Below are 13,985 nucleotides of genomic sequence, written 5' to 3' on the forward strand. Positions count from 1 at the left end.
CCGCGGACTGAATAACATGTGAATTTTCTTTAAACAACATACAATGGCCATCAAGAAAGAAAATCGTCCTAAATCAAACTTTAGCAGCATTACCATCAGCCTGGCTTCTCCGGATTCAATCCTGGAGCGCTCATATGGGGAAGTGCTGAAGCCGGAAACCATCAACTACCGTACTTACAAGCCGGAGCGTGATGGTTTATTCTGTGAAAGGATCTTCGGCCCCGTAAAGGACTATGAGTGCTATTGCGGAAAATACAAACGTATCCGTTACAAGGGTATAGTGTGTGACCGATGCGGTGTGGAAGTAACAGAGAAAAAGGTACGTCGTGAAAGAATGGGCCACATCCGCCTGGTTGTGCCTGTTGTACACATCTGGTACTTTAAATCATTACCAAATAAGATCGGTTACCTGCTGGGGATGAGTTCCAAGAAACTCGAAACCATCGTTTACTACGAAAGGTACGTGATCATACAGGCTGGCGCTAAACAGGAGAAAGGCCTGAACTACGGCGACCTGCTGACAGAAGAAGAATATCTCGACATACTGGATACCCTGCCGAAAGACAACCAGCTGTTGCCTGACGAGGATCCAAACAAGTTCATCGCCAAGATGGGTGCTGAAGCGGTAGAAATGATGCTGGCCAGAATAGACCTGGATAGCCTTTCTTACCAGCTGCGTAACCAGGCGGCAACTGAAACCAGCCAGCAACGTAAAGCAGAAGCGCTGAAACGTCTGAGCGTGGTGGAAGCTTTCCGTGAGGCAAATGGCCGTGTTGAAAACCGTCCTGAGTGGATGGTGATGCAATATATTCCTGTAGTACCACCAGAACTGCGTCCGTTGGTTCCATTGGATGGTGGCCGTTTTGCGTCTTCCGACCTGAACGACCTGTACCGCAGGGTAATTATCCGTAACAACCGTCTGAAACGTCTGATCGAGATCAAGGCGCCAGAGGTGATCTTACGTAACGAAAAACGTATGCTGCAGGAAGCAGTTGACTCCCTCTTCGATAACTCCCGTAAATCAAATGCGGTGAAAGCGGAAGGTGGACGTGCACTGAAATCCCTGTCTGACGTACTGAAAGGTAAACAAGGTCGTTTCCGTCAGAACCTGTTGGGTAAACGTGTTGACTACTCCGGTCGTTCCGTTATCGTGGTAGGTCCTGAACTGAAACTGCACGAGTGTGGTTTGCCTAAGGATATGGCGGCTGAACTGTTCAAACCGTTCATTATCCGTAAGCTGATAGAAAGAGGTATCGTTAAAACGGTAAAATCAGCGAAGAAGCTGGTTGACAGAAAAGAAGCAGTGGTTTGGGATATCCTGGAAAATGTACTGAAAGGGCATCCTGTAATGTTAAACCGTGCTCCGACCCTGCACCGTTTGTCTATACAGGCGTTCCAGCCTAAACTGGTGGAAGGTAAGGCGATCCAGCTCCACCCACTGGTGTGTTCTGCGTTCAACGCCGACTTTGATGGTGACCAGATGGCCGTGCACGTACCGCTCAGCAATGCTGCGATACTGGAAGCACAGTTACTGATGCTGTCATCACACAACATCCTCAACCCGCAGAACGGTACGCCTATCACCCTGCCTTCACAGGACATGGTATTGGGGCTGTACTACATCACCAAAGGCAAGAAATCTACTCCTACTGAAAAAGTAGAAGGAGAAGGTAAGGCTTTTTACTCTGCAGAAGAGGTGATCATCGCTTATAACGAGCAGCGGGTAAACCTGCATGCGAACATCCGCGTAAGAGCGACTGTACGTAATGACAAGGGTGAACTCGAAACTAAGCTGATCGAAACAACTGTAGGCCGTGTGATCTTCAACCAGCACGTTCCAAAAGAAGCTGGTTATGTGAATGCACTGCTGACCAAAAAATCCCTGCGTGAGATCATTGGCGACATTATCAAGTACACTGATATCCCTAAGACTGCGAAGTTCCTGGATGATATCAAGCAGCTTGGTTTCCGTACCGCGTTCCGTGGTGGATTGTCCTTCAATATCAATGACCTGATCATCCCCGAAGTGAAACAGCACATGATCGATGGTGCTTCCAGCGAAGTGGATGAAGTATGGGATAACTATAACATGGGTCTGATCACGAATAACGAACGTTATAACCAGATCATCGATATCTGGTCCCGTGTGGACACCAAAGTAACTGAAACGCTGATCCGTGAGCTGGCGAATGACAAACAGGGCTTCAACTCTGTGTACATGATGCTTGATTCCGGTGCGCGTGGTTCCAAACAGCAGATCAAACAGCTGGCCGGCCTGAGGGGATTGATGGCAAAACCGCGTAAGAGTGGATCTACCGGTTCTGAGATCATCGAGAACCCGATCCTGTCCAACTTTAAAGATGGTCTGAACGTATTGGAATACTTCATCTCTACGCACGGTGCCCGTAAGGGTCTTGCGGATACGGCACTGAAAACGGCGGATGCGGGTTACCTGACCCGTCGTCTGGTGGACGTAGCACAGGATGTGGTGATTAATGAAGAAGACTGTGGTACACTCCGTGGTATTGCGACTTCTGCACTGAAAGATAACGAAGAGGTGGTTGAACCACTGTACGACCGTATCCTTGGCCGTACATCCCTGCACGACGTATTCGATCCTCATACAGAGGAGCTGATCGTTGAAGCGGGTAGCCTGATCAACGAAGATATCGCTCACCGTATCGAAGACAGTTCTATTGATACTGTAGAGATCCGTTCCGTGCTGACCTGCGAAAGCCGCAGAGGCGTGTGCGTGAAATGTTACGGTAAGAACCTCGCTACCGGTTATGTGACCCAGCGTGGTGATGCTGTAGGTATCATTGCGGCACAGTCCATCGGTGAGCCTGGTACACAGCTGACACTGCGTACCTTCCACGTGGGTGGTGTGGCTGGTTCTACTTCTGTGGATACCGGCTTACAGGCTAAATTCGACGGTACTATCCAGTTCGATGGTCTGCGTACTACTACATACGAAAACAACGAGGGTGAAAAAGTTCAGGTGGTAATTGGCCGTACCGGTGAATTACGTATCATGGACGTGAAGAACGACAGGTTGCTGATCACCAACAACATTCCGTACGGATCTACCCTGCTGGTAAAAGACGGACAGAAAGTTGCGAAAGGTGACATGATCTGTACATGGGATCCATACAACGCCGTTATCGTATCTGAGATCGCAGGTAACATCCGTTTCGACAGCATCATCGAAGGTATCACCTTCCGTGAAGAGGCTGACGAGCAGACTGGTCACCGTGAGAAAGTGGTAATTGAAACCAAAGACAAGAATAAGATCCCGTCTATCTATGTAGACGGTAATAAGGAGGTGAAATCTTATAACCTGCCGGTAGGCTCCCATATCGTAATTGAAGAGGGTGAAGCTGTTAGAGCTGGTCAGGTAATTGTTAAGATTCCTCGTATACTTGGAAAACTGCGAGACATCACGGGTGGTCTGCCACGTGTAACGGAACTGTTTGAAGCACGTAACCCAAGCAATCCTGCCATCGTATCTGAAATTGATGGTGTGGTAGCTTTCGGTAACATCAAACGTGGTAACCGTGAGATCATCATCGAAAGCCGTGAAGGTCATATCAAGAAATACCTGGTGCCATTGACCCGTCACATCCTGGTACAGGACGGTGACTTCGTGAAAGCTGGTACAGCGTTGTCTGATGGTTCTATCACTCCGGCAGACATCCTGTCCATCAAAGGACCGTTTGCTGTTCAGGAATACCTGGTAAATGAGATACAGGAAGTATACCGTTTACAGGGTGTGAAGATCAACGACAAGCACATTGAGGTGATCGTACGTCAGATGATGCGTAAAGTGAACATCGAGGATCCGGGCGATACCCGCTTCCTGGAAGGTGACACTACCGATAAATTTGAATTCTTTGAAGAAAACGACAATATCTTCGATAAGAAGGTGGTTACAGAAGCCGGTGAATCTACCGTGCTGAAAGCTGGTCAGATCGTTACCCTGCGCCAGGTAAGGGAAGAAAACTCCCTGCTGCGCCGTCAGGATAAAAAACTGGTGGAATTCCGTGATGCAAAACCGGCTACCTCCAGCCCGCTGTTACAGGGTATTACCAAGGCGTCCCTGGGTACTCACAGCTGGATCTCTGCAGCATCCTTCCAGGAAACAACCAAGGTACTGTCTTCTGCAGCCATCAACGGTAAAACAGATGACATGCTCGGCCTGAAAGAGAACGTAATCACCGGTCACCTGATACCTGCAGGTACAGGTCTGCGTGAGTTCGAAAACATGATCGTAGGATCCAAAGAAGAATATGATATCCTGGCGTCTTCCAAAGAAGTGTTCCAGTTTGACGAAGAAGAATAGAAGAGATACACTCATGTATAAAAAAAATGTCCCGGCATTACGCACGGGACATTTTTTTTACCTGTAACTTTCCGCCAATTAAACTACCGGATGATAGTTATGAAGCAAGGGCTTTATTTAGTATTGTTAGTAATAGCAGCAGGTGTTATTGCCTGCAGTAAGAAGAGTGACAGCTCTATACCGGAGACCAGTTCCCATATTAATTTCTTTACAGCGGTGCCAGACCAGGAATTTGACGTGACCATAGATACCACCAGTATCGGCACTGAGCTGGGATACGGAGAAAGTACCGGCTATCATGCATTCCTGGCGAAGCGTTATACAATGAACATCTATCGTGCAGGGAATCATACTACTGTAATAGGAGGCGGGGAGGTCAGCTTACGGAATGGGCATTATTATTCTGTATTTCTGTCGCAGAACAACAGCGGAGTACTGCAGCTGAGGCTTATCGAGGATGTGCTGGGAGCCTCCAAGCCCAATTATGGCAAGTTACGGTTTGTTAACCTGAGCGATACCTATGTAAATGCGGCTACGCGGCTGACCCAGGATTTCTATGTGGATGGCGTACGGTATTTCCGGCGTCTGAGCTACCAGGCCGCCTCTGATTTCATAGAAGTGCCGGTAGGGACCCGTAATGTGGACATCCGTTATGCAGACTCTTCCCTGAGCCTGACGGGGACTAACAGTCCTACTTATGAAATCCAGGACCAGAAGCAGTATACCATTATCGCTTACGGGGACGCATTGAAGGCAAATTCTTTCAAACTAACGACATTCGCGCATTAACGGGGCTTCCGGAGCTGGGAAAAAATTTATATGTGAAAGTGTTGTTAAGAAAGCCGGGGACTAAGTATAATCATCTAAAAACCTTATTTTAGCCGTTCAATTTTAAAAATGTATTTAAGGAGATTAAAAAATCCACCTAACAACATGCGCACTACTAAACAACTTGTGAAAAGCGGATTACTAGCGGTACTGACAGCCGGAACATTTATTGCTTGCCAACAGACTAACAAACAGGGAAACAATAGTCCGGCGGCGGCTGCCAAGGACGGCAGTGTTGCATCTAATAACGGCTTTATCATTGCATATGTGGATATCGATACCGTTGAAGCTCACTATGAATATTTTAAAGAGAAAAAGGCAGAGTTAGAGAAAAAGCAGCAGGCTATTGACAATGAACTGCAGGCTAATGTACGCGCATTACAGAACGAAGCGGCTGATTTTCAACGCAGAGCTAATACTATGACGCAGGCAGAGGGAGAAGCAACCCAGCGTGCTTTATATAACAAACAGCAGCAGCTGGAAGGCAAGGCGCAGAATATGCGTTCCCAGTACGCAGAGCAGGAAAACAAGTTCAACGAAGAACTGCAGAAAAGGCTGAACGATTTCCTGGCTAAGTATAACAGCAATAAACGTTATGCCTATATCCTTTCGTACCGTACCGGAGCCAGCAATGTTTTGTACAAAGATGAGAAGTATGATATTACAAATGAAGTAATTAAGGGCCTGAACGAAGCAAATGCATCAACTACCGAGAAAAAATAATAGTTGCTATAGCAAAAACGTTTGAAAAATAATTATAAATTGGAATCCCGTCTCGTAAACAGTACTGAGACGGGATTTTTTTAATCATATAGACACACAGAACATATGGAAAACCACAACACAGCCTTTCGCCCCAGTTTAAGTTTACTGGATGCAACCATGATCGTAGCTGGTTCCATGATAGGGTCCGGCGTATTCCTTGTATCTGCAGAAATAGCCCGTAACGTGGGTTCTGCAGGTTGGTTAACATTGATGTGGGTATTGGGCGGTATCGTTACGATTATCGCAGCGGTGAGCTATGGAGAGTTATCTGGCATGTATCCGAAAGCAGGAGGACAATATGTTTACCTGCGCGAAGCCTATAATCCATTGGTCGCTTTCCTGTTCGGCTGGACGCAGTTCAGCGTGATCCAGACGGGAACCATTGCGGCGGTGGCAGTAGCGTTTGCCAAGTTTTCCTCTTATCTCATTCCAGCCTTTAGTGAAGAGCATATACTGCTGAACGCCGGTTTTGTGAAAGTGTCTGCTGCGCAGATAGTGGCAATCATTTCTATTATACTGCTTACCTGGATCAATACACGCGGTATAAAGAGTGGCAAGATCATCCAGACCGTATTTACGCTGGCGAAATTGCTGTCTCTGTTTGGTCTCATCATATTCGGTTTCCTGCTGGGAGCCAAACAGGAGGTATGGAATGCTAACTGGACAAATGCCTGGGACGCTGTGAGCCTGACACAGGTAGATGGACAGGTAGTTACCTCAGTGCTGTCCGGGCTTGCTTTGTGTGGCGCAATTGCGATTTCTATGAAGGGCTCATTATTCAGTAGTGATGCCTGGAACAATATTACTTTTATCGCTGCTGAGATTAAAAATCCGCAAAAGAATATAGGCCGTGCATTATTCCTGGGTACGCTGCTGGTAACCATTGTTTATGTGAGCGCTAACCTGATGTACCTGGCCGTACTGCCAATGCATGATATTGCTTTTGCGGCGAAAGACCGTGTGGCTGTTGTTGCAGCCGAGCAGATCTTTGGTGGTAGTGGTTCCCTGGTGATTGCAGTTATGATCATGGTTTCCACCTTCGGGTGTAACAATGGGCTGATCTTGTCCGGTGCGCGTATTTACTACACTATGGCAGAGGACGGGCTGTTCTTTAAAAAAGCAGCTGAGCTGAATGACAACAACGTACCCGCCAATGGGTTATGGATACAATGCGTGTGGGCATCTTTGTTATGTCTGACTGGTAAATACAATGATTTGCTGGTAATGGTAATTTTTGGTGTACTTATATTTTATGTTATCACAATTGCTGGTATCTTTGTGTTACGCAACAAACGCCCGGATATTCCACGTCCATATAAAGCATTTGGCTATCCTGTGTTACCAATGGCGTATATTGTGGTAGCATCCGTATTGGCGTTATTGTTACTTCGTTTTGAGAGCGGCTATGCTTTATCCGGATTGTTGATAATCGTTATTGGTTTCCCGCTGTATTACCTGGCCATGAAGACACAAAAAACAGCTTAACGCTTGCGGGAAAGCTAATCTGGATAAAAATAATGCGGGTTTGACACAAAAGTTGTATGTAAAACGGTTGAAAATTTATCCCACTGCTGTGGAACTTTCAGTGAATTGATGTAATTTGCATGAAGACTTCCGGAAATAGAGGATTGATTTGTGTGTAACCCTTGACGCAACGACACGTATGAATAGAAAACCCTTTGTCAACAAAGAGCATTGCTTTTCCAAAGGAGCAATGAATAGAAGGGGAGGGAACCTATCATAGTTCACTAAAGTGGAAGCCCGCAAGAATACAGGAGTAGAAAGGAAAGAATAGATGTTCAAACATTCATTAAATGATGTATGTATGAATAAATATTTATCACATTGTTTGACGATAGGTAGCACGTACTGAAACGAAAGTTAACATCAGAAGACTATATGCCGACAACAAACAACATCAAGAACAACATTTAATAAAGATATTTATAAAGGCAATTATTTCTCATTGGGTGGGAGTGAAGATGATTTGAATAAAATCACTGAACCCCATAATGACCATTAAAAGCCTACACGATTTGCATTCTCGAACATTCACATGACAATCTTAACAACAAGCGTATGGTATCTACCATACGCTTTTTTTGTGCCCGGAAGGTAAATGCAATACCTAGGAAAGCCTCACTGCCAGGACAGCTGTATAGGGGTGATACTGCCACCAGGTATTAATGTTAAGGAATTATGAACTCCGTTTTTTAATTGGGACATCTTTCTTTTGTAATCGTACTCTTATTGTATTGGGTCAAAAAACAATATTGACGCCCTGCATTTCAAGAAAATGGAAATAAACGCACAGTTACTGGATAAATATTTTAAAGGTCTTTGTACGGATGAAGAAGCAGCAATAGTAGCTGCTTATCTCGAAAGAGATGTAACGCCCGAGGCTGACGAATATTTTCTGCAGGCCAGTGAAGATGTGTCAGACGTACCGGTGGTGCCGATGACTGCGCCTCAAAAGAAGGGTAAGTCTGTAAGCCATCTTCTGCCTGTATTTGGTGCTGCAGCAGCCTTATTGATACTGTTGAGTGTCCTGTCCTGGCTCTGGACCACTCAACGCCGGGAGAAAGGAGTGAAGATGGCATTGCTGACGGATACAATCGTCAATAACACAAATACCGTACGGCTGGTGCATATGACTGATGGGTCCAACATATGGCTGAATGCAAATTCATCTATTGTGTATAACAGGCAGTATAATGGTGTGAACCGCGATATATGGTTGCAGGGTGAAGCATATTTTGATGTGAGCAAACAGGTAGCTCCTTTCCGCGTACATACTGCCTCACTGGTAACCACCGTATTAGGCACTTCATTCAATATTTCAACAGATAACAGGGCAAATGGCGCGATCCAGATAAGCCTTGTAACGGGTAAAGTAGCGGTGAGCCATATGTTGAAAGGCAATCCGTTCAGGCATATTCTAAAGCCGGGTGAAATGATAGAGTACATAGAAGGAGTACAGCCCGGAGAACCTCATGCATTTAACAGTAATGTGGTACTGGGATGGAAGAACTATAAGCTTGTCTTTGACAAAACAACACTGGAAGATGCTTTCACCATGCTGGAGAACAGGTACAATTGTAAGATTACCATAAAGGAAAAGAAACTGCTTAAAAAAGAGATATCTGGTGTATTCAACAGTACACAATCAATAAAATCTATATTAAAGACACTTAGCTACGTACATCGTTTTTCATACGAATGCGGCGCGGATACTAACCACTATATTATCAAAAGAAAATAAAAGCGGCAACCATATAGCTTAGCACAAAGGCATTATTAAATAAAATCGGACAAAACAAAATGCAAAAATCGATCAACAGATTTTGTAAGGGGATCTTTATGCCTGTATCAATCTTTTTTAACCTATTTATTCTTATATGCGGGCAATCATCAGTACTTGCGGGACAATTGTATAACGAATTGAATGAGAGCGTGAAGTTGAAAGTAGGCACTACATCAGTAGCTGAAATTATCAGATCATTGCAACAACAGACTAATTATACTTTCGTATATGACCCGGAGTATCTTGCCAGGTGCCAGGTAAAAGCTATAGAAACGGAAAATAACAAGCTGTCAGATGTATTGAAGTGGTTAGATGAAAGAGCTCCGCTGGACATCATGTACAGCGAAAACAAAATAGTGATCAGGCAAGGTATGCAGGAAAAACCTGCACAGGTAAAGAATGGGTTCATCAGTGGAAAGGTAGTGGATAATAAGAATGAACCATTACCCGGAGTAACAGTAAAGACCAGCAGTGGAAAAGGTACGCTCACTTCGGTTGACGGTACTTATCAGCTGACGCTGGAGCCGGGAAAATACACGTTGGAATTCAGTTTTATTTCATATACAACAAAGAGGATCACTGATATCACTGTAAGTGAAAAGAAGGCCACTCCTCTGAACGTAGTGATGGCGCCTTCTTCTTCTGCCTTAAAAGAAGTAGTGATCACTGCCAGTTATCAGAAAGCCTCAGTAGAAGGCTTGTATGCTATACAAAAGAATAATGCAGCATTGTCTGACGGTATCAGTGCTGAGCAGATAAAGGTAACTCCCGACAATAACGCAGCGCAGGTGTTGAAACGTGTGAGCGGACTAACCGTACAGGATGACAAATTCGTAACAGTGCGCGGGCTCAGTGAACGTTACAATAACGTAATGCTGAATGGTGCAAATCTTCCAAGTACAGAACCCAACCGCCGTAATTTCTCTTTCGATGTAGTACCAAGCGGTCTGATAGACAATATCATTGTGAATAAGACGTCCACGCCTGATATGTCTGCTGAATTTGCAGGAGGTCTGGTACAGGTAAATACGAGAGATATACCAGTAGAGAATTTTGCCTCTATAACATTGGGTAGCGGATTCAATACGAATAGTACAGGAAAGGATTTTTATGCAACGCAGCGGGGCGATAAAGACTATCTGGGATTTGATGATGGCAACCGTAAGTGGTGGAATAAGAAATGGAATGCTGACGAATATCGTAAGTACGCTGCTGCCGGCAACTATGCCAAGATGAGTGAAATGAATGCCAATATTCCCAACAACTGGGGACTGCATAAGTATAGCTATTCTCCTGTTCAGAACTATCAGCTGTCGCTGGGAAGAAGAATAAAGATCAGGGAATCATCCACGCTGGGCATTACACTGGCGGCCACTTATCGCCATGAGGAGCAGATCATGAATGAAGAACGTTTTCAGCCAACCAATTATCACTACGATAGCAGTTCCCGTGCATATCAGTTCAATACCGCATTAGGAGCAGTTGCTAATATCGGTTTTCAGACAAAAGGCCATAAGATCGTATTCAAGAATCTTTATAACAGAAGATTTCAGAATGAGACTGATGTATATTATGGAAATGAGTTCAATTTCCTGATAGTGGGTGGTACTGACCGTAATGCGGTGCAATACTACAACTCTATTACCATCATTAACGAATTACTGCAGAACAGGCTGGAAGGTGAACATGTGCTGGGAAAACACCTGAAGATCGACTGGTCCGGCGACTATATCACCGTGAACAGGGATCAGCCTGATACCCGTGCATCGAAGGGATATCATGTGGAAGGTCCTAAGGGATTTTATGAGTACGTATTGACCGACAATAACGGCTACATGACGCAGGGACTGAATATCTTTAACTCAAGACTGGAAGAGAGAAGACAGAATGCTGCAGCGAATTTTTCGGTCCCATTCAAAATAAAGGATGCGAATGAGCTCATCAAGTTTGGATATGCCGGTAACTTCCGCCAGGCAGATTTTAAATCGACCTCCCTTCGTTTGTTTAATGACCCCACTGGGAATCCCGATTCGATCAGGAACGCGACATATGGTTTAGCTGATTACCAGATGCAATCATTACTGAAGCCGGGATATCTTACCTATAAGCTGACGAGCACCGGAGCAGGAGAGAATGCAGAAAATTATGAAGGTGATCAGAAATTACATGCTGCTTATGGAATGGTGGACATTAATTTCCTTAAAAAGTTCAGGTTCATCGGTGGTGTGCGTATGGAAAGCAATGCAATGAAGATCACCGGTGTTTCTTTCAGCACTGTAACCGGTCTTCCTGTTGATACGGTTGTTAAATATAAACGTACTGACTGGTTACCGTCCCTCAACCTTGTGTATAGTCTCACGCCTGCCATGAATATCAGGTTTGCTTATTCACAGACACTGGCAAGAGCAGATTTCAGGGAAAGGGCGCCATTCATTTACTATGAGTTCCGGGAGAGAAGTATCTATCGTGGCGCAACATCGCTGAAAGATGCAAAGATCTCCAACCTTGATCTGCGGTATGAATATTATCCGGGACCAGGAGAAATAATATCAGTATCTGCTTTCCATAAGAAGTTTGATAGTCCGGTAGAGTTAGTGTCTGCGCTGGGTTCTCCTGAGTTGATCTACTTCTATTTTAACCTGAAGAGTTCAACAAACAACGGCGTAGAAATTGATCTGCGCAAGTCCTTAGGCTTTATATCCCCGGCATCCGGCTGGCTGAAAAATATTTATGTAAGCGCAAACGGTTCCTGGATGAATGCGAAGGTGAATTATGATGTAGCGTCGCTGATAAAAGCAGCATCTGATGCAGTTGGTGGTGCACCATCAGGTAATACACCAGACACACGTAAACGTGCATTGCAGGGTTTATCTCCTTATGTGATCAATGGTGGGATAGGTTATTTCGGAAAGGTGATCGGCGCTAACATTAGTTATAATAAATATGGCAGGCGCATTGTGAGTGGCGGTGTTTTCCCTTACCAGGACCAGTATGAAAAGCCGAGGGATGTAGTGGATCTGCAGTTGAGTGCGATGCTGTTGAAAAATAAACTACAGGTAAGGTTCAATATCAGTGATCTTTTACAACAGGATTATGTGATATACCAAAATATATCTGCAACGAGCCCTTACTCAAGTGGTGGCGGATCGTTTGTAGACCTGGATGAACCAGCTTTGCTGAAAGAGAATGTAAACAATGATCCTAAAGGTCTCTCGTATAACAAGCAACTGGATTATGTGTATCACAAGTGGTTTAAAGGACGGAATATGAGTTTAAACCTGACCTATAATTTCTAAGCGTTCATATCATCTTTATAAATTCTAAAAAACTCTTAAACCCTAAAGATCAAAACCATGAAAAAGTTCATGACTGTTGCGGCTGCATTGTCCGTAATCGCATTCGGTGCTTGTAAAAAAGAAGCACTGGATTCTCAGACGCCAAACAAAAACGTTCAGGCTGTAGTTAACATCAACCTCACTTCCGGCGCAACACTGCCACTGGTGATCGGTCCTGATACTAACTACGTACTGAATAGCGGTACTTACTTCCTGAATGGTAAAACCTATGTAGCCAATACAGGTAGTATCACTATCGCTGCTGGTGTTCAGATTAAAGGTATCAAGAAAGCAACAGCTGCAGAAGCATCTGCATTGGTTGTAACCCGTGGAGGTAAGATCTTCGCTAATGGTACTGCTAACAGCCCGGTTGTATTCACATCTGCTGAAGCAACTCCTGCTGTAGGCGACTGGGGTGGTATCGTAATTCTGGGTAACGCTAAAACTAACCAGAATACCGCTACTTTCTCTCCAACCATCGAAGGTATTTCTACTCCGACTTTACCTGCTGGTATCGACGCTACTTACGGAAGCGCTGATACAACTCTCAATGGCGAATCTTCCGGTTCGTTAACTTATGTTCGTTGCGAGTACGCTGGTGCTGCTATCGCTGCTAACAACGAATTAAACAGCTTCACTTTTGGTGGAGTTGGTAGAGGTACTGTTCTGCACCACCTGGAAGCTTCTTACGGAGCTGATGATTCTTTCGAATTCTTCGGTGGCGTTGTGAACGCTAAGTACCTGGCCTCTTTAAATACCAACGACGACATTTTCGATTTCGATTTCGGTTACAACGGTACGTTGCAGTTCATTTTGGGTGTTCGTAGAACTGGTTTCACTTATGCTGACGCAAACGGTATTGAATCAGACAACGACGCTTCTGGTTCTTCTCTGACTCCGAGAACACAGGCTAAAGTGTCTAACATGACATTGGTTGGTGGTTCTTCTTCAGCTTTTGCCGGTACACTGAATGGTGCTCGTTTAAGAAGAAATTCAAGCTACAGAATCGTTAACTCTGTTATTCTGGGTTATACTACAGGTGTAGCACTGGAATCAGGTGGAACTATTGCTGATTCAGCTTTCTTCAGAAACAACCTGGTACATGCATTCACTGCTCCTGCTGTAGTTGGCGGTACACTGACCGGCTTTAACTCTATCTGGGTTAACGCAACCAATTCAAACGCGAACATCCTGTTAACATCTCCATTTGTTACTGGTGGTAGCTTCGCTCCATTGCCAGCATCTCCTGCTGCAAGTGGCGCTGACTTCACTGGTTTCAGCGGTAGCTTCTTTGACACAAGTGTAGCTTACAGAGGTGCTTTCCCTCTGGCTAGCGTATCCGGTGGTAACTGGTTAGCTGGTTGGACTGCAGGTTTCTAAAAATTTTCTGATGAATGAACGGCCAGGCAGGGGA

The 13,985-nt window shown here is 44.9% G+C and carries 7 protein-coding genes; all 7 read left to right on the plus strand.

The annotated features are described in order from the left end of the window. Nucleotides 1–43: 43 nt before the first annotated feature. The 7 genes from rpoC to MYF79_RS08670 all read left to right on the plus strand — a co-directional run bounded on the left by rpoC (nucleotide 44) and on the right by MYF79_RS08670 (nucleotide 13,951). Nucleotides 44–4,339 carry a DNA-directed RNA polymerase subunit beta' gene (gene rpoC / locus MYF79_RS08640; protein ID WP_247813426.1) on the plus strand — a complete coding sequence of 1,432 codons (4,296 nt, stop codon included), beginning with the start codon at nucleotides 44–46 and terminating at the stop codon, nucleotides 4,337–4,339. A gap of 99 nt (nucleotides 4,340–4,438) precedes the next feature. Beyond that, a complete protein-coding gene (locus MYF79_RS08645; protein ID WP_247813427.1) occupies nucleotides 4,439–5,128 on the plus strand; it encodes a DUF4397 domain-containing protein in 690 nt (229 codons plus the stop codon). Nucleotides 5,129–5,272: 144 nt separating this feature from the next. Beyond that, entirely contained in the window at nucleotides 5,273–5,890 is a 618-nt protein-coding gene (locus MYF79_RS08650) for an OmpH family outer membrane protein (RefSeq protein ID WP_247813428.1), read from the plus strand. A 105-nt stretch (nucleotides 5,891–5,995) separates the two neighbouring features. Further along, on the plus strand, nucleotides 5,996–7,417 hold the full coding sequence (locus MYF79_RS08655) for an APC family permease (protein ID WP_199657684.1): 1,422 nt from the start codon (nucleotides 5,996–5,998) through the stop codon (nucleotides 7,415–7,417). 811 nt (nucleotides 7,418–8,228) lie between these two features. Further along, nucleotides 8,229–9,194: a FecR family protein gene (locus tag MYF79_RS08660; RefSeq protein ID WP_247813429.1), complete on the plus strand. Its 966-nt coding sequence runs from the start codon at nucleotides 8,229–8,231 to the stop codon at nucleotides 9,192–9,194. Nucleotides 9,195–9,385: 191 nt separating this feature from the next. Then, nucleotides 9,386–12,532, plus strand: a complete 3,147-nt coding sequence (locus MYF79_RS08665; protein ID WP_247813430.1) for a TonB-dependent receptor — start codon at nucleotides 9,386–9,388, stop codon at nucleotides 12,530–12,532. A 57-nt stretch (nucleotides 12,533–12,589) separates the two neighbouring features. Further along, nucleotides 12,590–13,951 (plus strand): hypothetical protein, encoded by a 1,362-nt coding sequence (locus tag MYF79_RS08670; protein ID WP_247813431.1) that lies wholly within the window; start codon nucleotides 12,590–12,592, stop codon nucleotides 13,949–13,951. Nucleotides 13,952–13,985: the final 34 nt, after the last annotated feature.

It is taken from the genome of Chitinophaga filiformis (assembly GCF_023100805.1).
GTDB classification, from domain to species: domain Bacteria; phylum Bacteroidota; class Bacteroidia; order Chitinophagales; family Chitinophagaceae; genus Chitinophaga; species Chitinophaga filiformis_B.

What these genes read in the sequence shown, in the direction of transcription:
- MYF79_RS08655 (WP_199657684.1), top strand. Translation starts at nt 5,996, where the DNA reads ATGGAAAACCACAACACAGCCTTTCGCCCCAGTTTAAGTTTACTGGAT.
- MYF79_RS08660 (WP_247813429.1), top strand. Translation starts at nt 8,229, where the DNA reads ATGGAAATAAACGCACAGTTACTGGATAAATATTTTAAAGGTCTTTGT.
- MYF79_RS08670 (WP_247813431.1), top strand. Translation starts at nt 12,590, where the DNA reads ATGAAAAAGTTCATGACTGTTGCGGCTGCATTGTCCGTAATCGCATTC.
- MYF79_RS08645 (WP_247813427.1), top strand. Translation starts at nt 4,439, where the DNA reads ATGAAGCAAGGGCTTTATTTAGTATTGTTAGTAATAGCAGCAGGTGTT.
- MYF79_RS08650 (WP_247813428.1), top strand. Translation starts at nt 5,273, where the DNA reads ATGCGCACTACTAAACAACTTGTGAAAAGCGGATTACTAGCGGTACTG.
- rpoC (WP_247813426.1), top strand. Translation starts at nt 44, where the DNA reads ATGGCCATCAAGAAAGAAAATCGTCCTAAATCAAACTTTAGCAGCATT.